Origin of the sequence: Endozoicomonas euniceicola, from assembly GCF_025562755.1 — a bacterium.
Lineage (GTDB): Bacteria > Pseudomonadota > Gammaproteobacteria > Pseudomonadales > Endozoicomonadaceae > Endozoicomonas_A > Endozoicomonas_A euniceicola.
This window is the reverse complement of record NZ_CP103300.1, coordinates 4,332,711-4,356,511: the sequence shown is the minus strand read 5'-3', so window position 1 is coordinate 4,356,511 and position 23,801 is coordinate 4,332,711. Positions and strand designations below refer to the sequence as shown.

26 protein-coding genes are annotated in these 23,801 nt (G+C 48.3%); 8 read left to right on the top strand and 18 right to left on the bottom strand.

The annotated features are described in order from the left end of the window. Nucleotides 1–218 precede the first annotated feature (218 nt). Entirely contained in the window at nt 219–2,738 is a 2,520-nt protein-coding gene (locus tag NX720_RS17505; protein ID WP_262596288.1) for a penicillin-binding protein 1A, read from the top strand. 107 nt (nt 2,739–2,845) lie between these two features. Here the strand turns inward: NX720_RS17505 and NX720_RS17500 are convergent, their stop codons facing one another. From NX720_RS17500 to NX720_RS17485, 4 genes are all read right to left on the bottom strand, one after another. Further along, nucleotides 2,846–4,096 carry a malic enzyme-like NAD(P)-binding protein gene (locus tag NX720_RS17500; RefSeq protein WP_262596286.1) on the bottom strand — a complete coding sequence of 417 codons (1,251 nt, stop codon included), beginning with the start codon at nt 4,094–4,096 and terminating at the stop codon, nt 2,846–2,848. A gap of 302 nt (nt 4,097–4,398) precedes the next feature. Then, nucleotides 4,399–5,004: a glutathione S-transferase family protein gene (locus NX720_RS17495; RefSeq protein ID WP_262596285.1), complete on the bottom strand. Its 606-nt coding sequence runs from the start codon at nt 5,002–5,004 to the stop codon at nt 4,399–4,401. 21 nt (nt 5,005–5,025) lie between these two features. Beyond that, nucleotides 5,026–6,180: an iron-containing alcohol dehydrogenase gene (locus NX720_RS17490; RefSeq protein ID WP_262596283.1), complete on the bottom strand. Its 1,155-nt coding sequence runs from the start codon at nt 6,178–6,180 to the stop codon at nt 5,026–5,028. A 10-nt stretch (nt 6,181–6,190) separates the two neighbouring features. Continuing rightward, complete coding sequence (locus NX720_RS17485) at nt 6,191–7,201, bottom strand: NADP-dependent oxidoreductase (RefSeq protein WP_262596281.1); 1,011 nt, start codon at nt 7,199–7,201, stop codon at nt 6,191–6,193. Between the two features lie 287 nt (nt 7,202–7,488). On the opposite strand from NX720_RS17485, the gene NX720_RS17480 reads away from it, so the two are divergent. Continuing rightward, nucleotides 7,489–8,418 (top strand): LysR family transcriptional regulator, encoded by a 930-nt coding sequence (locus NX720_RS17480; RefSeq protein ID WP_262596280.1) that lies wholly within the window; start codon nt 7,489–7,491, stop codon nt 8,416–8,418. A gap of 7 nt (nt 8,419–8,425) precedes the next feature. Here NX720_RS17480 and NX720_RS17475 read toward each other — a convergent pair whose 3' ends face one another. Then, nucleotides 8,426–9,148: a thermonuclease family protein gene (locus NX720_RS17475; RefSeq protein WP_262596279.1), complete on the bottom strand. Its 723-nt coding sequence runs from the start codon at nt 9,146–9,148 to the stop codon at nt 8,426–8,428. Between the two features lie 167 nt (nt 9,149–9,315). Continuing rightward, nucleotides 9,316–9,531 carry a 50S ribosomal protein L31 gene (rpmE, locus tag NX720_RS17470; RefSeq protein WP_262568742.1) on the bottom strand — a complete coding sequence of 72 codons (216 nt, stop codon included), beginning with the start codon at nt 9,529–9,531 and terminating at the stop codon, nt 9,316–9,318. A 293-nt stretch (nt 9,532–9,824) separates the two neighbouring features. Between rpmE and NX720_RS17465 the strand changes: the two genes are divergently transcribed. Then, on the top strand, nt 9,825–12,077 hold the full coding sequence (locus NX720_RS17465) for a primosomal protein N' (protein WP_262596278.1): 2,253 nt from the start codon (nt 9,825–9,827) through the stop codon (nt 12,075–12,077). A gap of 61 nt (nt 12,078–12,138) precedes the next feature. Next, a complete protein-coding gene (locus NX720_RS17460) occupies nt 12,139–12,624 on the top strand; it encodes a DUF29 domain-containing protein (protein WP_262596277.1) in 486 nt (161 codons plus the stop codon). 40 nt (nt 12,625–12,664) lie between these two features. Here NX720_RS17460 and NX720_RS17455 read toward each other — a convergent pair whose 3' ends face one another. Then, nucleotides 12,665–13,432, bottom strand: coding sequence for a DUF2059 domain-containing protein (locus NX720_RS17455; protein ID WP_262596275.1), 768 nt, complete (start codon nt 13,430–13,432; stop codon nt 12,665–12,667). 68 nt (nt 13,433–13,500) lie between these two features. Continuing rightward, a complete protein-coding gene (locus tag NX720_RS17450) occupies nt 13,501–14,211 on the bottom strand; it encodes a 16S rRNA (uracil(1498)-N(3))-methyltransferase (protein WP_262596273.1) in 711 nt (236 codons plus the stop codon). Between the two features lie 250 nt (nt 14,212–14,461). Between NX720_RS17450 and NX720_RS17445 the strand changes: the two genes are divergently transcribed. Then, nucleotides 14,462–14,572 carry a type II toxin-antitoxin system VapB family antitoxin gene (locus NX720_RS17445; protein WP_262596271.1) on the top strand — a complete coding sequence of 37 codons (111 nt, stop codon included), beginning with the start codon at nt 14,462–14,464 and terminating at the stop codon, nt 14,570–14,572. On the opposite strand, the gene NX720_RS17440 is transcribed toward NX720_RS17445, so the two are convergent. The 3 genes from NX720_RS17440 to NX720_RS17430 are packed head-to-tail and all read right to left on the bottom strand — an operon-like array spanning nt 14,569 to nt 17,445. Beyond that, on the bottom strand, nt 14,569–15,465 hold the full coding sequence (locus NX720_RS17440; RefSeq protein WP_262596269.1) for an RNA-guided endonuclease InsQ/TnpB family protein: 897 nt from the start codon (nt 15,463–15,465) through the stop codon (nt 14,569–14,571). The two genes, NX720_RS17445 and NX720_RS17440, sit on opposite strands and share 4 nt — an antisense overlap. Before the next feature lie 49 nt (nt 15,466–15,514). Next, the gene (locus NX720_RS17435) at nt 15,515–17,068 is read right to left on the bottom strand and encodes a transposase (RefSeq protein ID WP_262596267.1); all 1,554 of its coding nucleotides are present in this window, start codon (nt 17,066–17,068) and stop codon (nt 15,515–15,517) included. Nucleotides 17,069–17,106: 38 nt separating this feature from the next. After that, nucleotides 17,107–17,445, bottom strand: coding sequence for a helix-turn-helix domain-containing protein (locus tag NX720_RS17430; protein WP_262596266.1), 339 nt, complete (start codon nt 17,443–17,445; stop codon nt 17,107–17,109). A 65-nt stretch (nt 17,446–17,510) separates the two neighbouring features. Between NX720_RS17430 and tnpA the strand changes: the two genes are divergently transcribed. Continuing rightward, a complete protein-coding gene (tnpA, locus tag NX720_RS17425; protein ID WP_262595413.1) occupies nt 17,511–17,939 on the top strand; it encodes an IS200/IS605 family transposase in 429 nt (142 codons plus the stop codon). Between the two features lie 70 nt (nt 17,940–18,009). On the opposite strand, the gene NX720_RS17420 is transcribed toward tnpA, so the two are convergent. Together NX720_RS17420 and NX720_RS27220 are read right to left on the bottom strand one after the other, a co-directional pair. Then, nucleotides 18,010–18,408: a type II toxin-antitoxin system MqsA family antitoxin gene (locus NX720_RS17420; RefSeq protein WP_262596264.1), complete on the bottom strand. Its 399-nt coding sequence runs from the start codon at nt 18,406–18,408 to the stop codon at nt 18,010–18,012. 2 nt (nt 18,409–18,410) lie between these two features. Next, a complete protein-coding gene (locus NX720_RS27220) occupies nt 18,411–18,557 on the bottom strand; it encodes a type II toxin-antitoxin system MqsR family toxin (RefSeq protein ID WP_404831100.1) in 147 nt (48 codons plus the stop codon). Nucleotides 18,558–18,632: 75 nt separating this feature from the next. Between NX720_RS27220 and NX720_RS27215 the strand changes: the two genes are divergently transcribed. Beyond that, on the top strand, nt 18,633–18,809 hold the full coding sequence (locus NX720_RS27215) for a transposase (protein ID WP_404831004.1): 177 nt from the start codon (nt 18,633–18,635) through the stop codon (nt 18,807–18,809). 107 nt (nt 18,810–18,916) lie between these two features. Here the strand turns inward: NX720_RS27215 and NX720_RS17410 are convergent, their stop codons facing one another. Both NX720_RS17410 and NX720_RS17405 read right to left on the bottom strand, forming a co-directional pair. Continuing rightward, entirely contained in the window at nt 18,917–19,618 is a 702-nt protein-coding gene (locus NX720_RS17410; protein ID WP_262596263.1) for a hypothetical protein, read from the bottom strand. A 123-nt stretch (nt 19,619–19,741) separates the two neighbouring features. After that, entirely contained in the window at nt 19,742–20,368 is a 627-nt protein-coding gene (locus NX720_RS17405) for a hypothetical protein (RefSeq protein WP_262596261.1), read from the bottom strand. 694 nt (nt 20,369–21,062) lie between these two features. Between NX720_RS17405 and NX720_RS17400 the strand changes: the two genes are divergently transcribed. Then, entirely contained in the window at nt 21,063–22,268 is a 1,206-nt protein-coding gene (locus tag NX720_RS17400) for a hypothetical protein (RefSeq protein ID WP_262596260.1), read from the top strand. Nucleotides 22,269–22,290: 22 nt separating this feature from the next. Here the strand turns inward: NX720_RS17400 and NX720_RS17395 are convergent, their stop codons facing one another. From NX720_RS17395 to tatB, 3 genes are all read right to left on the bottom strand, one after another. Beyond that, on the bottom strand, nt 22,291–22,587 hold the full coding sequence (locus tag NX720_RS17395; RefSeq protein ID WP_262596258.1) for a hypothetical protein: 297 nt from the start codon (nt 22,585–22,587) through the stop codon (nt 22,291–22,293). A 148-nt stretch (nt 22,588–22,735) separates the two neighbouring features. After that, nucleotides 22,736–23,458, bottom strand: a complete 723-nt coding sequence (gene tatC, locus NX720_RS17390) for a twin-arginine translocase subunit TatC (protein WP_262596257.1) — start codon at nt 23,456–23,458, stop codon at nt 22,736–22,738. Between the two features lie 7 nt (nt 23,459–23,465). Then, nucleotides 23,466–23,786, bottom strand: a complete 321-nt coding sequence (gene tatB, locus NX720_RS17385) for a Sec-independent protein translocase protein TatB (protein WP_262596255.1) — start codon at nt 23,784–23,786, stop codon at nt 23,466–23,468. Nucleotides 23,787–23,801: the final 15 nt, after the last annotated feature.

The window sequence follows — 23,801 nt, the reverse complement described above, 5'->3', positions numbered from 1 at the left end:
TCAAAGCCTGTTACACACCCTGACCTCACCGGAATGTGACAGCTACGGACACCAACCTCCACAACTACCGGTTAACATCGTCAAAATAATTTCAGGGTAAAGTAAACTTCCCCGTTTTATAGGGCATCAGGGTATTTTACCTTTATAATGCTCCCACAGGATCGGCTCAATGAGCTGAGAGGCTCAGATAAACTGGATGTTCCGGCAGAATGAAGCGAATGGTTAAATTTTTAAAATTCTTACTATGGAGTGGCCTTGCCGGTGGTGGTGGTGTGCTGCTGATCGCAGCCAGTGCCTATCTGTACCTGAGCCCTTCCCTGCCATCTGTTGAAACCCTGCGGGATGTTCACCTGCAAACGCCCCTGCGGGTTTATACCCGTGACGAGAAGCTGCTGGCCGAGTTCGGTGAAAAGCGTCGTACGCCGGTTCGCATTGAAGAAACCCCTGAGTTTCTGGTTCGGGCGTTTATGGCTGCTGAAGATGACCGGTTCTACTCCCACCCTGGCGTTGATATTGTCGGTCTGATGCGTGCGGCCGTGCAGCTGGTATCCACCGGCAGCATTCAGTCAGGCGGCAGCACTATTACGATGCAGGTGGCGAAAAACTTCTTTTTGAGTCATGAACGGGTTTTCTCCCGTAAATTCAATGAAATACTGCTGGCTTTACAGATCGAGCGAGAGCTCAACAAGTCTGAAATCCTTGAACTGTACCTGAATAAAATTTACCTGGGCAACCGTGCCTACGGCGTTGAGGCGGCCGCCCAAGTGTATTATGGACAGTCTATTAATGAACTGAACCTGGCTCAGCTGGCTATGATCGCCGGACTGCCAAAAGCTCCCTCCCGCTATAACCCGATCAACGACCCTGACAGAGCCCTGATTCGCCGCAACTGGATTCTCGGGCGCATGCTGGACCTTGGCTATATCGACAACAACAACTACCAGACAGCAGTCAGTCAGCCAGTAACTGCCCGCTATCACGGCTCCCGCATTGAACTACAAGCGCCGTATGTAGCAGAAATGGTTCGTCAGGAAATGATTGAAAGGTATGGCCCTGAAGCTTATACCGAAGGATTTCAGATTTACACGACAGTTGACAGCTCCCTGCAGGAAACCGCAAACCAGGTAGTGGTCGATGGTCTGTTTGCCTACACAGAACGACACGGTTACCGGGGCCCTGTTACCAACCTCAACGAAGCAGACCAAAACCTGGAAATCAATAACAGTGAGATTCAGTCTAACGTTGATGTCTGGAAAGAGGCTCTGAAAAACGCTCGTTCCAATAGAATTCTTATGCCAGCGGTGGTCACTGCCGTTGAAGACAAAACGGCTCATATTCTGCTGCGCAATGACGAAGTTGACGTCATTGATTGGGACAACCTGAACTGGGCAAAGCGTTTCATTAACGTGAATGCTTTTGGTTACGACCCCAAGTCCGCAGGCGACGTGTTAAAAGCCGGAGACCTGATTCTGGTGCGTAAAATGCCGGATGGTCGCTATCGTTTGAGCCAGGATCCTGAAGCCCAGTCATCACTGATATCCATGAACCCAAAGAACGGAGCCATCCTGTCCCTGGTGGGTGGCTTTAACTTCTTCGACAGCATGTATAACCGTTCAACCCAGGCTGTCAGGCAGGCGGGGTCATCGTTCAAGCCGTTTGTTTACGCTGCTGCCATCCATGAAGGTCTGACCGCTGCCACCATGATTAACGACGCTCCCATAGTATTTGCTGACAAGGGACTGGAAGGCACCTGGCGTCCAAACAACGACAACATGAAGTTCAATGGCCCAACGCGCCTGCGGGAAGGTCTGTACCGCTCCCGCAACCTGATCTCTATTCGACTGCTGCGGGAAATCGGCATCAACCGAACCATTAACTTCCTGGAAAGTCTGGGTTTCGAAGACGGTACAATGGAGCGAAATCTCAGCCTGGCTCTGGGTAACGTATCCCTGACACCGTTGCAGCTGACCGCTGGTTACGCCACCATTGCCAATGGCGGTTATAAAGTCAGCCCCTATCTGATTGATCGTGTTGAGACCGTGGATGAAGTGCTGTTCAGGGCTTCCCCTGAAACGGCCTGCCCTGAATGTGAAGACTTGCTGGACAATCCTCAGGAGCAAACAACTGAGCAAACAGAAGTGCCTGAAGCTGACTCCGGTTCAGCCATCATCCTTGCCCGGGGTGATCAGGATAACCATATCGTTGACCTGACCGGCGAACCCGATACCCAGCGCATCACACCCGCTGAACAGGTGATGGACCCGCGGGTGAACTACATCATCAACGACATCATGAGTGACGTCATCTGGAAAGGTACTGGCCGTCGTGCCCAGGCGCTGAAACGCCATGATATTGCTGGTAAAACCGGTACTACCAACGACAGTAAGGATGCATGGTTTGTCGGTTTTAATCCGGAAGTGCTGACCAGCGTCTGGATTGGCATGGACGATTACACGACACTCGGTCGCTGGGAATACGGCGGAAACGCTGCTCTGCCAGTCTGGATTGACTTTATGAAGGTCGCTCTTGATGGCAAACCAGAACAACGCCTGCCACAACCCGACGGCATGGTGTCACTGCGAATTGATCCAAAAACCGGTCGCCTTGCACGACAGGGGGATAAAAACGCTATTTTTGAAATCTTTCGTCAGGAAAAAGCCCCAACTTCCGTGAGCGAAGGCTCTATCCCTTCCCTGAATGATATTGAGCAGTCGTTTAAGCCTGAAGATTTGTTCTGATTTTTACCATTATTGTGGACGCCAATCCATTGGCGTCCAACAAACTACTCCGGGGTATCGGGTATCAGGTTAACCCGGAGTAATGTGCAGCAAGCTGTGCGGAAAGATCAAACGTCATCCAGAGACGTCAGCGGATAATGCGCCGGATACCCCAGCTTCGCCACGCCACTCTCAATGGCTGCCTCAGCGACTGCCGCAGACACCTTACCCAACAAGCGGGGATCGGTTGGCTTTGGAATAATATAGCCCGGTCCGAAACTTAGCTGGATACCGTCGTATGCATCCATGACTTCCTGTGGCACTTCCTCTTTTGCCAGATCCCGAATCGCATTCACCGCTGCCACTTTCATGGCTTCGTTAATGCGGGTCGCGCGTACATCCAGTGCGCCTCGGAAAATAAACGGGAAGCCCAGAACATTGTTGACCTGATTGGGGAAATCAGAACGGCCGGTCGCCATAATCACATCAGAACGAGCTGCCTTCGCCACTTCAGGATGAATTTCAGGATCAGGGTTAGCACAGGCAAAGACAATCGGATGCTCTGCCATGGTTTGCAGCTGTTCGGCAGACAGCAGGTTAGGGCCGGAAAGCCCAAGAAACGCATCGGCACCCACAATAGCATCATCCAGTTGACGACGGTCGGTGTCTACTGCAAACAGGGCTTTGTACTGGTTCAGGTCATCACGGCCAGTGTGGATAACCCCTTTACTGTCCAGCATCAGAATGTTTTCCGGTCGCATGCCACAGCTGATCAGCAATTTGACACAGGCAATGGCCGCAGAGCCAGCCCCCAGGCAAACCATTTTGGCTTCTTCTATTTTTTTGCCGGCAATATCCAGTGCATTCAACATACCGGCAGCCGTTACAATGGCGGTTCCGTGCTGGTCATCATGGAATACCGGGATGTCGCATTCTTCTATCAGGCGTCGTTCAATTTCAAAACACTCTGGTGCTTTAATATCTTCAAGATTGATTCCGCCGAAACTACAGGCAATACGTTTTACGGTATCAATAAACGCCTGAGCACTTTCTGATTCCACTTCAATATCAATGGAGTCTACACCGGCAAAGCGTTTAAACAGCAACGCCTTACCTTCCATCACCGGTTTACTCGCCAGAGCGCCAAGATTACCCAGCCCCAGAATAGCGGACCCATTACTGATGACCGCCACCAGGTTGCCTTTGCCGGTGTATTTGTAAGCGTTTTCAGGATCAGCAGCGATTTCACGTACAGGCTCCGCAACACCCGGACTGTAGGCCAGGGAAAGGTCTCTGGCCGTTTCCGCTGATTTGGTCAGCGCAATTTCAATTTTGCCGGGTTTAGGGAGAGCGTGATAATCAAGAGCCGCTTGCTTCATAATGTTTCTGGTCCAACCTACTCAAGAACAGGGAGAGCTTCAATCAACGAAAAGTTCAAATTACTTTGATTGATATCGAAAAGGCAGAATATAGGAACCCCATTTTGCGAACAAGCTCAGGTTGGTTAAGAAAAGTATATATACAGATCAAATTCCACGAAATGGAACCGAATTACTTATCACTGCAACGGTTTAAATACAATTTCACCAACTTTTACGAGTCATGCTTTTTTAGGATGCGGGAACAACCGATAAATCAAGCTGGAAAGAAGGGGGGAGTCACAACCCTCCCCCTTCTGAGATCAGTCAAACGATGCGGCCTTAATAAAGGCGGGACGTTGTTGAATACGCTTCAGGTAAGCCTGAATATGTGGATAACCGGCAATAATTCCCTGCATCTGAGCAAGCATCAAGGCTGTACTCATCATAATATCAGCAGCGGTAAAGTCTTTACCGCAGAAATAACTGGAATCAGCCAGTGTCTGGTTGATGTAACTAAAATCCAGTTCGGCTTCTTTATGTGCATAGCCAAATACAGGTGCGCTTTTATCTTCAATACTGCCCAGAAACAGGTTGAGTATAACCGGCAGCATCGCAGAGCCTTCGGCAAAATGCAGCCACTGCAAATAGTCAGGGTAATCAGCGTCTGTTTTTGCAGGGCGCAGAGAATCAGGGGCATACTGGTCGAGCAGGTACTCAATAATCGCTGCGGACTCAACCATTACATTGTCGTTTATTTCGACAATGGGAGCCTTACCCAGTGGGTGAATCTTCCGCATCTCAGCCGGAGCCAGCCGGGTAGCCGGGTCCCGGTCATAAGAGACGACGGTGTATTCAACTCCCAGCTCTTCCAGTAACCAGATAATACGGGTGGATCGTGACTGCTTCAGATGATGAATTTTTATCATAATTATACTCCTGGGTTGTTATTACAAAGCATTTCTTAATATTTTTCCGGATACTTCCAGAGTTATATTTTTCTTCTCGCCAAGTGCTGTCATCCCGTGCCTTTCCAGCTGATCAACCAGTATCGGAATATCCTGTTGTGTCATGCCATAATCGCTCAGGCGAGTCTTAATTCCCATTGACTCAAAGAAATTCCGGGTTTTACTGATAGCCAGACTGATCCTTTCGCCCTCACTCCCCTGCTGAATATCCCAGACTCTTGCAGCGTATTGCAGAAGCTTTTCAGCTTTCTGTTCGCGCATTTCTTCCATCAGCGATGGCAGGACAATCGCCAGTGTTCTGGCATGATCAACACCATGCAGGGCTGTAATTTCATGACCAATCATATGAGTCGCCCAGTCATGGGGAACCCCCTGACCAATCAGTCCATTCAAGGCCTGGTTGGCAGCCCACATAATGGTGGAGCGAACCTGATAGTCTTCCGGTTGCTTTAATACCTTCGGTCCTTCGCTGATCAGGGTGCTTAACAGGCCTTCTGCATAGCGATCCTGCACATAAGCGCTGTCACGAACCGTCAGGTACTGCTCCATAATATGGACAAAAGCGTCAACGACCCCGTTTGCTGACTGACCCGCTGGCAGACTGTAGGTGGTTTCAGGGTCAAGAACGGCAAAGCGCGGATAAACCAGTGGGTTCAAAAAGGCCAGCTTGTCTCTGGTTTCCCTGCGGGTAACCACCGAGCCACTATTACTTTCAGAGCCGGTTGCGGGCAGGGTCAGCACGTTCCCGGCGGGTACCACTTTGCCCAGTTCAGCGCCTTCACTGAGAATGGTCCACGGGTCGCCCTCAAAGTGAATGGCGGCCGCTATAAACTTGGTGCCGTCAATCACCGAGCCACCACCAACAGCCAGCAGGAAATCGATCTTTTCCCTGCGAGCCAGTTCCACAGCCTGCATAAGGTTTTCGTAAGTCGGGTTTGGCTCAATACCGCCAAACATCTGTACTGTATGGTTTTCCAGTGCTTTCAGCACCTGGTCAAGAGTTCCGTTCTTTTTGATGCTACCGCCACCATAGGTGATTAATACACGGGCATCAGCCGGTATTTCAGAGGCAATAGTGGCGATCTGACCTTTACCAAAATGAATGCGGGTCGGATTATGGAAAGTAAAGTTATTCATTTGTCGTCTCTCAGGCCAGCTTTACCAGCATCTTGCCAGTGTTTTTGCCGCTAAATAATCCCATAAAGGCTTCAGGCGCAGACTCAATGCCTTCATAAACGGTTTCCCGATAGTGAATCTTTTCTTCAAGAATCCACTGACTCATTTGTTGCACAAAAGCGGGGTATTCATCCCAGTGCTCAAAGACAATAAAGCCCTGAACCTTGAGTTTCTTAATAATAATCTGTGCCAGATTGGTCGGGCCCGGTACCGGAGCCTCAGCATTGTATTGATCGATCATGCCACAGACTGCAATACGTCCATGGTCATTCATTACATTGAGAGCCGCTTCCAGATGCGCGCCACCAACATTTTCAAAATACACGTCAATTCCGTTTGGACAAGCTGCTTTCAGATCAGCAGACAGGTCTTCGCTGGTTTTATAGTTAATGGCTGCGTCAACACCCAGCTCACTGGTCAGGTACTCAGCCTTAACGTCGGAGCCGACACTGCCAACGACAAAACAGCCTTTGAGTTTGGCAATCTGGCAGACAATCGACCCCACGGCACCAGAAGCGGCGGAAACAAAAACATTGTCGCCTTCTTTCAGTTCGCCAATTTTTAACAAACCGGTATAGGCGGTCATACCAGGCATACCGAGTACGCCGAGAAACGCCTGCTCAGGAACCGGAGATTCAGGCAGAGGTTGAAGGTCTTCGCCCTTGCTGATGTAATATTCCCGCCAGCCACTCATGTGAGCAACCTTCTGCCCGACGGTGAAGGCCGGATTATCAGACTCGACCACTTCACCAACCGCCCCCCCTTCCAGTACGGCACCCAGTGCAAATGGCGCTACATAACTTTTGCGTTCAATCATACGACCACGCATGTAGGGGTCGACTGACATCCACAGGTTTTTGACCAGCACTTCACCTTTTTTCACTTCCGCAACAGGCGTTGAAACCAGTTTGAAGTCTTCTGCAACAGGCATACCTGACGGACGGCGTTGTAAATGGATTTCCTGATTATTTTTAATGTACATAACAGTCACCTCAGTTTTTTATTACTCGACTCTGATCGTGTTTAGATGCGAATTTACTCTTCTGTTTGCCACGCTTCAAATACATCTAAAGAATACACATTATGCGTTCAGGTAATACTCCGGATAATGGATAATAGAAACCAAAGCCCGCTTCGTTCAATATACGTCTAAAGTCGTAAGAATTAGCGTTAATTTAAAATTGAGCAGCTCATACCAGAGGGCGCAGAAACACTTAATCAACTTGCAAGGAATATTCTTAATGCATTTGCACAATATTGGAGTGAGCTATGCCTGATAGATTGTCAGGGAGCGATCTTAATCTTTTGCCTGTACTGCATGTGCTTCTTGAGGAGCGTAATGTCACCAGGGCCGCCGGCAAGTTAAATCTGTCTCAGTCGGCAATCAGCAGGAGCCTTGGTCGACTCCGCAAACTCTTTAATGATCCGCTTTTTACCCGGACTCCAAAAGGGCTTAACCCAACCCCGAGGGCTGAAGCACTGGCGGTGCAGTTACGACTTTCGCTCTCAGACATTGGTCAACTGATTGCACCAGCTGAGTTTGATCCTGCGTCGACCAACCGCCTGTTCCGCTTGTCGACAACAGACTATGGCGCACAAATCTTTATTCCTCCGGTAATCCGTCGCATCCATCGTGAAGCTCCCGGAGTTGACCTGGAGATCATCCCCTGGCATGAACACCTGATTAATGAGCTTGACCAGCAAAACATTGATATCTCGACCTGCGCTGTCAGCGATGCACCTGCTGCGGTTCACGGGCGAGGCCTGGGTAAAGACCAGTTTGTCTGTGTCATGAGTCGGAACCATCCTTTGTTACAGGGGGACTTCACGCTTCAAGCCTATGCTGATGCTTCCCACGCATTGATAACCATGGGAGGTGAGCGAAAAGGGCTTGTCGACTACACACTGGAGAAATACGGTTTACAACGAAGAATTGCTCTCAGGGTGCCACATTTTGTCGCTGCATTTGCCCTGGTGGCAGATACCGAGTTGATATTGACCGTTCCCTACGGCCTGGCAAAAAGTTGTGCGACGGATCATGGCCTGAAAATTCTCTCTTTCCCTGCGAAGCAGGAGGAGATAACTTATTCTCTCATCTGGCATGAGCGATTTATGCGGGATTCCGGCCATATCTGGCTCAGGCAGTTGATGTATGAAGAAGTGACCAGAACGATTGCCCAGTGGCATACTCCCCCTTAGCATCCCATTAATTAATGCGCTTAATGGCAAGGGAGTGGTAGATACCCATAACCCAGGGTTTGTACTTTTTTGATCCACGCTTGCGTCGGGAGCTTTCCATCACCCAGCCCCGGGCTTCAATTTTCCGGCCAATCGCATTTCTCAGCCAGCGTTCATCGGCTCCGGACTTAAGTACCCTCAGCACCAGAGGCCCGTTGAGGTCAACCCAGTAGTAATCACTGTCACGGGGTGCGCTAACCGCCATAATAATACCGCTGACCAGATGAAAGCCCGCAGTCATGGGTTGCCGGGTAATATCAAGAACAGGCTGCTTTGACCACACGCCACGCCCCGCCTTTCGGGCATCGTTTTCCCGTTCGGAAAAACAGCGGTTATAGGCGTTGTGGACATCGGGAAACAGCTGGAAAGCCAGTCCTTTTTGTAGCACTATGGCTTCTACAGAGCGACCGTCCGGCATAAACAGATGCGCCAGCACTCTGCCATGCTGATCCTCCCCACGCTCAGTTCTTTGCATCTGCAACCTGGAAGAACTTCTCAACAATTCACGCAGGGCGTTGGTCGCCTGATCACCGAAAGGTTCAGGAGCCAGTCCATCATGTGCGACTTCGGGAGCATTCACAGAAGCGAGGCGTACTTTTCTGCCATCCCGGAGCCAGAGAGTATCGCCATCAACGATATAGTCCCAGACAACAGCTTCTGATCTGCCCTTAATAAAGCAGTTGGATTGCACATCCACTTCAGCCCATAAAAAAGGTACCGAAGTACAACCCAAAAAAAAGGCGCTTACCCAATGGTAAAGCGCCTTTTTTACTCGCTGCTTTAACAGCTGCCTACCCCCGGGCAGAACACCCCGAACGAATGCGGGGTTGAATCTGCTCCGGGTAGGCATACTCACAATTACTTGCGAGTGCTGAGCTTGCCGAAACGCTTGTTGAAGCGCTCGATACGGCCGCCGGTATCCATTACTTTCTGAGTGCCGGTGTAGAATGGGTGACACTTGGAGCACACTTCAATCTGCAGTTCCTTGCACAGAGTGGAGCGAGTCTGGATTTTGTTACCGCAGGAGCAGGTAACTTCGATCTGTTCGTAGTTCGGATGGATTTCCGGCTTCATGATATCTACCTCAAAAAACGCATGCCGCCACTGCACAGCGCCGACAGCATAGCTATACAGCATAACTATGATGTCGGTTATGGAACAGCACCGCACACAAGCAAGCTGGTATTTTCAGTGTGAAAACACCAACCCCTGGAAATTGAGGGCGAATCATACCAGAGTATCGGAGTCAAGCAAACCTCCCCTGCCGCCCTTACGGTTCAAGGGCTGCCACCGGATTCACGGACATTGAGGGTACAACCCGCATCAGACTCAGGGTAAACTGCCAGAACCAGTCAAGAGTCCGCTTCATGAGTTCCAGCAACGACATCATTCTCAGCATTGCCGTTCCTACGCCATTGCGTCAGCTGTTTGATTATCTGCCGCCCAAGGGGGTTGATCCAGCCCTTTTGCAACCGGGCATGAGGGTTCAGGTTCAGTTTGGCCCCCGCAGAATGCTGGGCATTATTGAAGCGATAAAAGACCAGTCCGACTGCCCGCCTGACAAACTGCGTCATGCCAGCGGCATTCTCGAGAACAGCCCGGTCCTGCCTGAAAACATTATGAGCCTGTGCCGCTGGGCAGCCGGCTATTACCATTACAGCCTGGGCGAAACCTTATCCCTCGCCCTGCCTCAGGCTCTCAGGCAGGGAAAACCGGCTTCAGCAGGCACCATTACACTCTGGAAAAGTACCTGCGAACTGAACGATGCCCTGAGAAAACAACTGAAAAGTGCAAAACGCCAGTTACAGGCTCTGGAATTAATCCACACGGCTCCGCAAGGCATCAGTGAGGTGGAACTGAAAGAAGCGGGTATCAGCAAAACCATACTGACCAATCTGGCTAAAAAACAACTGGTCAGCTGTTACGAGCTGGAAGTCCATAACAAACCTTTTGATTCAGCGAGTGATTCAGCGAGTGATTCAGTCAGCCCGCTTCTAAGGCAGGCTCCCCTGACGCTCAACCCGGAGCAGCAGTTTGCCCTGGAAGGTATTCTGGAGACCCCCTCCTTCCATCCGGTACTGTTAGAAGGTGTTACCGGCAGCGGTAAAACCGAAGTTTATTTACAGGCCATTGCCGCCACCCTGAAGGCTGGAAGACAGGCTCTGGTGCTGGTGCCAGAGATTGGCCTGACACCGCAAACCATTGAACGATTCAGAAAGCGCTTCAGGGTTCCGGTGGTGTGTATCCACTCTGGCCTGAGCGACGGGGAACGTCTGCAATCCTGGCTGGCAGCCAGCCGAACCAGCGCAGGTATTTTGATTGCCACACGTTCCGGCGTGTTTACCCCCATGCCGAAGCTGGGGCTGATCATTATTGATGAAGAACACGACGGTTCTTATAAACAGCAGGACACCCTGCGCTACAATGCCAGGGATCTGGCTATTTACCGCGCTAAAATGGCAGACTGCCCGGTCGTCCTCGGCTCTGCCACCCCGTCACTGGAAAGCCTGCAAAACGCTCGCACTGGCCGTTACAGTCACCTCCAGATGAAAAGCCGCGCCGGTGGCGCCAAAGCCCCAACCATTGAATTGCTGGATATTCGCCAGCAGTTGCTGACCGATGGCTTTGCCCAGCCGATCCTTGACCGTATGCAGCGTACTTTGCAGCAGGGGCATCAGGTGATGGTGTTTTTGAATCGCCGGGGGTATGCACCGTCCCTGATCTGCCATGACTGTGGCACTATTTCCGACTGCCCGCACTGTGACGCTCACATGACCCTGCACCGCCAGCCACCGCACATGCACTGTCACCATTGCGATTACCAGACCGCTATCCCCTGGGCCTGCCCTGCGTGCCACAGCAAAAAACTGCAACCGGCCGGTCAGGGGACTGAACGCAGTGAGCAGGTGTTATCACAACTGTTTCCTGATTATCCCGTGTTAAGGGTGGACAGGGACTCCACCCGCCGGAAAGACGCTCTGCCTGCGCTGCTGGATCAGATCAATGAAGGCAAGCCCTGCATTCTTCTGGGTACTCAGATGCTCGCCAAAGGCCATCACTTTCCGGGGGTTACGCTGGTTGCCATTATCAATGCGGACGGCGGGCTGTTCAGTTCCGACTTCCGGGGACTGGAGAAAACCGGGCAACTGATCATGCAGGTGGCAGGGCGTTCAGGTCGTGGGCAGATGCCCGGTCATGTGATTATCCAGACGCATAATCCCCAGCATCCGGCCTTGCAGATGATATCAATGAATGATTTCACACGCTTTGCCAACAGCCTGTTCAGTGAACGACAACATTTGTGCCTGCCGCCCTGTGGCTATCTGGCCGTATTTCGAACCGAATCCGCCTATACACAGGACGGACTGGCTTTATTAAAACAGTTACGGGAGCGTGTCTTACAACACTTTGGAGAGATGTCGGCGCTTACCCCGCTGGGGCCTCTGCCTGCGATTATGGAAAAACGTCAGGGGCGTTTCCGCCAGCAGCTGCTGTTACAGTCCAGCGAACGCCCCATTCTGCATCGGGTTCTGAACGATCTGGTGGGTTATCTGGACGGTTTAAAACTGCCAAGACACCTGCGCTGGACGCTGGATGTTGATCCTCAGGAGATGACGTAATTCATTTTTGCTTCCTTTTAGCTATCTGTCTAAAGTGGAAGTGCAGACGGAGGGCTTCATCATGGACAACCTGTACCACACCGATTTTTATCGCTGGAAAGAACAGCAAAAACAGCACCTGATCCACAAGCGGTTTGACCAGCTCGACCTTAAGCGTCTTATCGAGGAAGTTGACGATATGGGCAGAAGTGAGCGCAATACGCTGGAATCGCATCTGGTCATTCTTCTGCTTCACCTGCTCAAATATCAGTATCAGACTTATGTCATTAACCCTAACCTGTTTGAACCCAAAGAGTTCCGTAGCTGGTACGACAGCATTTCACAGGCAAGAATGGCAATCAGCCGACTGATACGGAAAAACCCTTCGTTGCAACACGAGCAGGATGATGCCGTTCATGAAAGCTATCCCGATGCCAAATCAGGAGCCATTCGGGAAATGAACAAATACCTGTTAAAAAAGTATCAGCTCAACGAGCAATCTTACCCCGACACCTGCCCCTGGAGTTTCGATCAGATCATGCAGGAGGATTGGCTGCCGGAAGCCTGACGACATCGTGGTCAAAGAGCCAGCTATCCGCTTATGGTTTTCACAACATCCGAGCCATCGCCTGCATCTGCCCCCGCTGGAAGTTCTGCATGGCGGTTGACCGGGCGAAATCCAGATAAGCCCTGATCTCGTTATCCGGCAGGCTGCGATAAGTGTAGAGGTAGAGGTTACGCATCTCATCACTGATGCCTTTGCGTATGGCCGGTTTTTCTCTGGCCTTGAGAATTTCCGGCGGCCGCACGGCATACCCTTCCTGCATCGGCATGATTTCCCGCAGCAGGCGCTGAGCCCCCACAGACGCACTGGCGACCAGTTCAGTACCCAGCTCTTCGGCATCCATGGTTTCCATCAGCTCTTCAATCAGGCGAATCCGGCTGGTGCGGGGTAACTGCTGTCCCAGCCTTTCTTCAATATACCCCTGCATACGCAAACGGTTGGCAGGGTCATTGGCCGCCATTTCAAGGGACAGCACCTTTTGACCCAGATTGGAATTATACCAGTCCAGAAGCCGCAACAACTCTCCGACACTCAACGCCTCATCCAGCGTTGCCAGCATGGACGACCGGTAAAATGATGCACTATAGCGAACCTCGACCACTTGATTGACTGTCTTGACAACCACTTCCGGCAAGGTGTATTTCCCTGTCTCCAGGGTCATGCTGGCACGTATCCAGTCCAGCTGACGCTCAAGACGGGCGTTATCATAGAGTTCATTCAGAAGAATCTGTTTATCGGCGGAGAGTGCCTGACCAGACGACAGCAACAGTATGATCAGCGCAACAGCAAATCCTTTTCTGTGTACGCACATAAGCGGGCCATAGTTAGAGTTGTTTAAAAAGAAGGTGACAACTTTTCCAACAATAACGCCAAGCAGGGCTAGTCGTAAAGTTTCGACGTGATAGCCGTTACTGCCGTTTCTACCCTGAGAATCCTTGATCCTAGGTGAATGCGTTCAAAACCCGCTTCCTCCAGCTTTTCAACCTCGTAAGGTATAAACCCACCTTCCGGGCCAATCGCCAGTACCACTTCATCCGAAACCTGGTGTGGACAGGAAATGCCTCCCACCGGGTGCGCCACCATGCCCCGCTTGCCTGCGACCATACCGGGCAGCCGGTCTTCCACAAACGGTTTGAAGCGTTTTTCCTGAATCACTTCCGGCAATACCGTGTCACGAGCCTGCTCCAGCCCCAGCACCAGTTGTTCATGAACCTTTTCTTCCGACAGCCAGGGCGACTGCCAGAAGCTTTTTTCAACCCGGTAGCTGTTCATTAAGACTATGCGCTTCACCCCAAGGGCGGTTAGATGCTGAAGGCTGCGTTTCAACATCTTGGGCCTGGGCAGCGCCAACAATACGGTGAGAGGCAAGGCCGCTGGCGGCTGTTCTGTCAGGGTCACATCCATTTCCATAGCATCAGTCGACAAAGCAGTGATGATTCCTTCCCCCATCAGACTGTTGACCAGACCAACCCGCAGCGTGTCACCCTCCTTTGCCTGATGAACGCTCAGTACGTGTTGCAACTGTCGCCCCTGCAGTTTAACCAGAGAGTCAGATACAAAGTCGTCAGGGGTCAGCAACAGTAAATTCATAAATGTGTAAAGTCAGTCAAGCGGTCGGAACGGGGTGCCTATTGTCCGGGAAAAGCAACAAAAACAAAATAGTCTATCTATTTTGAAGCACTGGCATATGAAGACAGGCAAGGATACCCGGACGTTTGATGAGAACAAAGGCTACGGCAGTGTCCGCAGCAATAACGACTTCAGAGGGTATTGCTGAAGAATCAGTAAAGTGCGCTACAATACACAAAATAAAAGATAATCATACACATTGGTGATAATCATGAGAACCAATATCGTTATTGACGATCAGCTGATGGAAGAGGCTCTGAAAGCCAGTGGTCTGTCCAGTGACTGCTCCCCACCCTATCGGGTGAGGCTTCTGATTTCTTAGGCAGCAACCGACAGTCTGCCGGATTTACGCAAGCCTCCATCAGCAGAAACGGACAGTCCTTCCGCCTTTAATTTCAATATGCCTTGCTTCTTGATATTGCGAGCTGCATTAATATCCCGGTCATGGATAGCACCACAGCTACACTCCCATGATCGGATTCTCAATGGCATTTTTTCCTGTTTCAAATCGCAGACTGAGCAAGTTTTAGAGGATGCAAACCACTGGTCTATCTTCACCAGATGTTTACCTTCCTGCTTTGCCTTGTATTCGAGTTTGGTTATCAGTGAATGCCAGCCAGCATCAGCAATAGAACGAGCAAGACGCTTGTTCTTGAGCATGTTTTTAACTTTCAGTGTCTCCACAATCACCGCTTGGTTTTCGTCGATGAGTTGTTTTGATAGCTTATGCTGAAAATCATTACGGGCAAAGGCTACACGCTCATGCGCCTTTGCCACCAATAAACGGGCTTTGTGCCTACCTTTTGAGCCTTTCTTGCAGCGAGATAGAGCCTGTTGTTTTCTTTTCAGGTTACGTTGTGCTTTTTTCAGAAAGCGAGGATTGCCAGTCTTATGGCCGGTACTGGTGATAGCCAGATCAGTAATCCCCATATCAACACCGACAACCTGATTAGCTTCAAGATTATCAATCTGTTTTGGTTGTTCCTGGGTATCATCAGCCAATATGGAGGCAAAATACTTGCCGGTTAGCGTTCTGCTCAGGGTGATAGACTTCACCTTACCCACTATTTCACGATGCACTTTAGCCCTTATGGGCTTGCACTTGGGGATTTTTATCCAGTTATCGCCCACAGAGACAGACGTACAATGGTAGCTACTTTGCTTGCCATGCTTTTTCTTGAACCTAAATTCAGCAGTTGAACGCCACTGAGCCATGCCATTAGGAATAGCTTCTCACGGTTCTGAGCAGCGTTTTTTTAAGTCATTAGCCCGATCGAATTAATGGTTGCATCGTAATAACCTGCCCTTTTTTCAAAAATTTTGAGACCGCTTTCGTTAAAATACGACACCATGCGTTAATTGGATTCAACTGCGGTGCGATACTTTTGATTGAATCAAAAAAATCACACAGTTCACTTTGTAATTTCGCAATTTTATACATCCATCGATGCTGGCTTGTCAGCTTTATTTTCTTTTGGTTGCCAGAGTGGGTCAGCTTGCCAATTGAACTCATTAATAAGGGACGGCTGGTAATTGATTCTTTATGGGAGTCCGGATTACTCAATCGAACGTATAGCGTCCACCAGTTGTAAACCAAGGCAACCATTCGGGCCAGCATTCGACATCTTGCCATATCTTTTGTTACATAACCGCCCCAGCCCCATTGGTTTTTGATTTCATCAAAGTTATTTTCACAGTCAGCCCTATTGCGATAATGATTAATGATCGAGACTATATCATTATCAAGAGATGTGACCAGAACCGAATACTCGTAAGCTTTTATATTTTCTGGCTCTTCTATTAATGCTAACGTTTGTTGACGTTCTTTTATTCCTTTTTCCAACATCGGTATTTCATTTTCAGGACGCCGTCTTCGAACAATAATTATGCGTCTTTCTTTTTTCCAACCTGACAGTTTAATTACGGATTCTTTTCCCTCCCAATGGTTGTCGTATTTTACCCATCCTCCGCTACAGTGTGCATTCCCTATGGCTTTCTTAACGTTGTCGTGCTTCTTCATTTTAAAAAGATAATGACAACCAGCATCTTCCAATTCGCTCATTACCCGGTCACTTCCCCAATCACAATCACCACGAACAAATTCAGGCCAGCAGCGTTTTGGAAGTCGATTTAATAGCTCCATTAAACCGGGTAAAGAGTATTTACTTTGACTTTGATTTCCGGGTCTGACTTCAACCTCCAGTATTAATTTAAGATTAGCCATCATATATGAGTGGTAAGTATGAGAGGGTCTCCCTTTCTTATGTGGGTTATAGCCATTAACCGCTCCTTCCTGATGCCCATAAATGGTTTTCACGGTAACATCAACATCCATAATCCATGGAATGGTTAATAACGGATCAAAACAGAGATGGAGGTGTTTTTGCATCCATTCAACGCCTTCATCTTCGTCAATCTTCTTTAAACCACGCCTGGCAGAATCATCGCTGACAATTTTTTTCATCCCGAGCAACTGAGCGTTTACTTTATCACCAATAATTGTTCCGATATGCGCATAGCGTTTATGTCCTGAAAGAATGGAAAGCATTAATGAGCCAATCACATCCACTTTTTGAGGGGCGTTTGGGCTTTTATAAGTTAGTGGGCAATCGTTAATCCAGGGTTCAAATCGGTGACCTGTTTTTAAAAACTGTATAAAAAAAGGAAGCTGTCCCATTGGGGTGACCGATGCTTCAGGCTCCCACTCGACATGAATTTTACCGTCGAAAGAATCGACTTCGAGTTTGACGGATAAGGGATCTTTTTTCATTTCAGACAACTCACCCTTTGGGGGAGTGGGTTTTGGTGGTCGAACCATCTTCGAGCCCTCAATATTGTTGAGGGTTAGAGTTTAGCTCAGGGGTTAACCGCTGAATTTAGGTTGAAGCGAGGAAATCTTGCCTGCAATTTGGGATTGAAAAAGTTTTGAAAGGCCGTATCCAGATTGATAGTGGCCTGTTGCAGTGCAATAGAGTCAGCGTTTTTCAGCCATGAGTACTTTCGGCTTTTCTTGGCTTTTGCCAGCAAGGGCTTCAGGTGTTTTTTGGGAGAAAGGCTCTGCCCACGAACCTTGTAATAATGAACCTTAATAGCCAGGGCCTTGTTCCATACGAACCGCACAGCATCAAACTGACGGTCGAGAAATTCCGCCTGCTCTGATGTTGGATAGATTCGTACTTTGGTGGCTCTCAGCATGGAACGTTATTTCAGTGCTCATTAATATAAACTTCATATTACAGGTATTTGAAAGAGGTTTTCAAGTGAGCGCACACAATAAAGATTTACTTAAAGGGTATCTTCGCAAACGACATAGCGTTACCAAGCTGGTTATTCATTTGGTGTTCACGACAAAGTACAGACGAAAGCTTTTTGATGGCTATATGATCAAGCAGTTACGGGAGTCGTTCGAGAGTGCATGTGAAAAACTGGAATGCCAGTTACTTGAAATGGATGGCGAAAAAGATCACGTACACCTGTTGGTGACCTACCCACCAAAACTGGCTATCAGTGTCATGGTAAATAATCTCAAATCAACATCATCAAGACGGTTGCGAATGCTGAATACCCACCTTACTGCTCAGAGCAAAGCAGGCTTAATGTGGTCAAGGTCTTACTTTGCTTGCAGTGCTGGCGGTGCAACTATCGAGACTCTGAAGGACTACGTTAATAGCCAGAGTACACCAGATTGATGGCGGAAGGCTCTGCGCCTTCCCGTCTTATATCCCCGCCCGCATTGGGCGAGGGTTTACGACGATATTGCTAATGACGTATTTCAGATAACAGCTCAGGGTAATTGTTCAGCAGCTTAAACAGCTTTACCAGAGAAAGTGGTGGCTTGGTTTTACCATTCTCGTACCGGGAGAAAGCATTCACTCCGCCACCAAATATTTCTCCAGCCTCTTTCTGATCAAGGGACAGCTTTCTGCGTACGCTGACAATGAATTCAGGATCAACGATAGCAGCATTGACCTGTTTATTAAAAGCCAGCATTTCTGTACTGACTCTCTCTGATTCCACGGCGTCGAGAACTACTTCCCCGCAGGCAGAACAGTAGTCGCCTCTAACATCCGGAATAGAAATCCGTTCCCCTTTGTAGGTATAAGGCAGATCACGAGTGTCGCGTACTAAATCTGCTTCAGAACATACTGGACATTTCATGCCTATAACTCCTTGAAGGACACGACGAGTACATCATCAGTCACTGTCAGTTTGAGATAAACTTCGCCACCGGACGAAGTCGGCCTATACACATCCTGCCATATCTTGTGGTTTGCATAGGTTGTCATACTTTTATAAAGGCTCTTGATGGATTCCGGGGAGTTGTCATTAGTGCGGTTTCCCTGACTACAAGTAGCGAGTACTTCGGCGTAAACAGCCTTACTATGAAGCTGTATGATCTCCTTGACAACGCCAAATGCTACGAACGTATACGCCAGTTTCGCTGGCCTGATGGTGTAACCTGCCCGCACTGCGGAAGTGATAACATTACCCTTCAGGGTAAAGATGAGTCACAGCCCGACCGTCAGTGTTATTCCTGCAAAAACTGCCAGCGCAAATGATGAGAACAAAGGGTAAGGTAGTGTTCGTGGAGGTAATGATTTCAGTGGGTTTTGAATTAAGGATCAAACAAAAAGCACCATTGTACTTGTTTGATGTGTAGACTCTACTAAGAGATGCGATCTATCTCTAGCAGCACCCAGTAATTATGTTTACTGCACCGAATATAACGATAGTAAACTTCATTTGTAAGAAAATTAAACTGGACATTTTTTCTAAAGCTTTCTTCATCAGAGTACTCAATTAAGCCTAAATTAGGATCAAACATCTGGAAAATTTGATAGTCATGACGAAAGCCTATGGTATGGCCCACAGAATTACAGGGGTTGAGATTAATCATGATAAGTGCGAAATACCCATAATTGAAACATACCTTGTCAAACATTGCTGTTAAATTGAAAAAGTATGCTCCCTCCGCTGCATAGTCTTTGACAAACAAATCATAAACGTTGAACACAGCAACTACGTTATGAAATGGCCGCTCAGGGACTAAGCCGAAGGCTGATTTTTGCACCGAGAAAGCTGAGTGGGTAATTCCCATTAAACTGGAAGCTTGCAGCTCACTGACAAAATGAAAATCTCTGGCCCCCAAGCGAAGTTCACTGGCAAACCGAATGCCCCTATACCCCAAAGGAATACTTTTTTGTAGCCATTTGGCTAACATAGGAACACATATACCCCTATGCCCTCCATGACTTTCCCAGTGAGTTTCTGAGCCAGTTTTTTTCCGCCTCCACTTGACTCCAACTGTAATATAACTGTTTGTTTTAAAGACGAATTTCCAGCCCATAGTGATCACCCAATCAAGCATGTACCAACTTAACTTTAGCTACTTTCATCAGAAAAAATTGTACATACTCAAAAACCCCTGTTTTTTTGTGCTAAACATATGTACCAAATCTACAGTCTGCAAGGGCCCAAGTGGGTTATGATTCTAATTATGACCATAATTTTTAATACAGCAGTAAATGAAAGCTTCTTGTTTATTAATACACTCAATAAATTTGGCATCTGTTTGTGAGATAGGTTCATTTCTTATACGTTCGAGCAGTGCCAGAGCCTCATTGAATCTTTGTAATCTGGTTAATGCTTGCACTCCAAAAAAAAGGCAATGGACATTGTAGGAGTGTTCTAATGTAAATTCGTATGCTTGTTGCCAGATACTTTTCCACTCCCAAGAACCTGGAAAATATTTGTTGGCTTCATCTCTAAGATTATTACATTGTTGTCTTAACTCATGAGGCGGTGTGCTAGGTGCATTAAATAACATAAAAGGATTCTCACCCGGCAAGTACTTCACCATGAGCAGTGAACCCGAGCCCAGATCAAGGTAAAAGTGGTTAAAGCGATCACCACTAATCATCGAGCGAGCTTCTGAAGTACTTTCATTCTCACTACCTATAAGTGCTTCTAGCTGGTCAGACAAAAGTCGGTGCTGCTCCTCATACGGACAACTTTCTCCTTCATACTCATGCCCACACTGTTCACAATTAACACCCGCAAAACCTGTTATCGAATAGAGGGTGAAAAAAGCACAAAAAAACAATTCATTTTTATTCATATTTTTACTGCCTTTGCTTTGGCTTTTAAAAGTAGCATATGGAAAAGGCTCTTGATGGATTCCGGGGAGCTACCCAGAAACACCTCCTACCACCTCTCCTGACGTTGTGCAGGCACTCGAAGAAGCTCAGATACAGCGGAAGCTTCTCTTGTGATATACTCCGATAAGGGCGCAGCCAGAATCGCAATAGCGACCAGAAACCTTCCATCGTGTTCACATGAATTTCATGGAAGCCATCATTGTCTTCATCACGAGCGTATACACTATCACTGCGGCAAACCGATTTGTGACCGTAACCCCAGTCTTTCGGTTTGCTGTAGCGTCCTTTTTTTCACCTCTTCCGGACAACCTTTGTGACCTGCGACTATCTATGTAGACTTCATCGCATTCCACCTCGCCACATAGGGTTACATCAGGGCTTTAGGAAAAAATCAGGGTCAGCTCTTTCATTGTGCAGTTCTGAAAATTGCAATGGCTCCCCCCCCTCAGCAACTCCCGACCTTTATACGACTACGAAAAATGGAATTAAAAGCCAGTATTTCTGTACTGACTCGCTCAGATTCTATGGCGTCGAGAGCCACTTCCCCGCTTCCCCGCAGACAGAACAGTAGATTTTGCTTTAGAGAGGCAGCCTGAAAAGGCTTGTAACTATAATAACGTCAGCAGGGAAATAAGGTTCTACAGGAGCACGAACATGATAAAGGGATTTTCTGACACGCTGTCATCCGGACTGGGGGCAAAGGGCAAGGATATTAAAGGTCTGCTGACCGGCAGCGTCAGTTTACTGGGCAAAGACGCTGACATCTTTAAACTGGCTTTCCGCATGACCCTGTTCAAAACCATAGCCATGACAATGTGCCTTGCCTGTGTCTATTACTTTCTGATAGCACAGGACTATTTGACAGGAATGCTGTTAATTCTGCTGACTCTTATGGCCGGGCCGGTATTTTCATTTATTCAAATGCGTTACAAAGCCGTTGGCTCATGGATGATTTACGATATTTTGCAAGGAAAGGACACAGACATACCCAGTGGTGCCAGGGCTATAAAAGGCATGGGCTTCTCTTTATTTCTCTATTCAATGATTGATTACCTGATCAAGTCAAAAAGCTCTGAAGAATCTGACAGCGAATCAAATACAGGCAGTAATTTTTTCATCAACCTCCTGTTTGACGTTTTCAGTGAAGTCTGGGACCTGGTAAAAAATTTCTCCCTGCCTGCTATCGTGATTGATCAGTCAACTATTCGACAAATTCCGGAGAAACTATCCCTTCTCAAGAAAAACATACCGGGAGCTTTGGCAGGCGTACTGGGTATTGACCTGATAGGCAGCCTTATTGGCTCCCTTTCTCTGGTACTGTTTCTCCCTGCTCTGGCTTTGGGCGCAGGTGTTGGCTATCTGGGTCACTCTCTGTTTCCGGAAAGCTGGATGATTCTGACAGAAAACAATGAGATTGTTGTTAATACACTGCCAATATTTATTTTATTATTCATCAGTTTTGTTCTGTCTTCGCTGTTCACTTCCATTGTCGACATTGTTAAAACCTCTTATTTCACAACCTTTTACATAGCGCTCACCCGTCCCGACGATATTCAGGAAGATTTACGGGCAAAAGTGACCCACTACCTTGATTACGAAGGCAAAACAGAGAACTACACGTTCTTTAAAAAACAAGTTCCGGAAGATGAAAAAGGCTATGACTTAAATGCACAGACAGGTGATGACCAGAAAATCATTAACCGGCTGGCCAATACATTTAAAACCAATATCAATAAAGGTATGGCGAAAGAAAAAATCCATCAAGCTCTGTTAAAAAAGGGATATTCCAAAGAACAACTGGATACAGCCTTCAAACTTTATCAGGCGTATCTCAAAAAAAGAAAGCGTAAGCAGCCATAAACAAGGTTTCGCCCTTCTGATCTCAGAGAAGGGCTACACCTTTGCGGTATTCATCAATGATGATGTCAATTTCGGCGAGCAGCCTGCGTGCCAGCTGCCTGTCATCCATTTCAGCAATAGCGGCTTTCAGATCATCAAGGTCTTCAAACCCTTCGGACAGAAGCGATTGCAGCGGTGTTAGACAGAATTCCCTGGCAATAGTATTCAGCTCATGCAGAATCACCTCGAAAGGCACTTCAAAGGGATTAAATTCCCGGGTAATCTTTCGTTCGGCATTCTGACCCGATGGTTTACTGCCTGAAGGCTGGGGATATGACATACTTCCTCCCTGAGTACTGCAGCTCATTTATGTAGCTATCACATAAACACAATAGACAAATATGAGCCGCACAGGCTGCCAATTGCATGACTGACTCCTGCCATGAAAAAACAGTCTGGAAAAGCAGTCAAAGCACTGACAGAACGGGTTAGTCAGAAACGGAAGGCTTCAGCTTTGAAAAAACAATGCCCACTTCGAACAGCAGCCACATGGGAATCGCCAGTAACGACTGAGAGATCACGTCCGGCGGTGTCAGCAGCATACCTATAACGAAACAACCCACGATGATATAAGGTCGTTTGGCTTGCAGTCTTGCAACGGTGGTCATACCTGACCAGACCATCAGAATGGTCGCCACCGGTATTTCAAACGCCAGCCCAAAGGCAAAAAACAGTTTAAGAATAAACTCCAGATAGCTATTGATATCAGTCATCACCGTGACCGACTCAGGCCCTACACTGGTAAAGAAAGCAAAAATCAGCGGAAACACCACGTAATAGGCAAACGCCATACCCAGATAAAACAGCACCACGCTGGCCACCAGCAGGGGAATCGCCAGGCGCTTTTCGCTGCTATACAGGCCCGGCGCGATAAACGCCCAGAACTGGTGCAGAACATAAGGAATAGCCAGAAAAAAAGAGAGCACCAGCGTCAGCTTGAACGGTGCCAGAAACGGCGAAGCCACCTCAGTCGCAATCATGGTGCTGCCTTCCGGCAAATGGGTTCGCAGGGGTTCGGACACGTACAGGTAAATCTCGTTGGCAAACCAGAACAGGCCAATAAAGACGACCCCAATCACCAGCAGGCTGTGTAGTATCCGGCGACGTAACTCCAGCAGGTGCTGAACCAGTGGCTGCTCTTTTTTGCTCATAAGCTGCTCATAAGGGGGATGTTTTGTTGTCTGAATGGCCTTCACTGGTTTTACTGGCTGGAGTGGCTTCCGGGTCACTCAGGGATTCATCCAGAGAGGCTTTGGTTTTCTCCAGCTCCCGCATGACATTTTCATTGTGAATCTGTCGTTTCATCTCTTCGACATTCAATTCACGCTCCAGTTCCTCCTTTGCGTTTTGAAAGCTGCGTCGCAGATTGCCAACCCAGTAAGCAGTGGTCCGAATCACAGCAGGAAGTCGCTCTGGCCCCAGTACCACCAGAGCGATCACCGCAGTCAGCAGAAGTTCTGTGAAACCAATATCCAGCACCCGTTACCTCGCCAG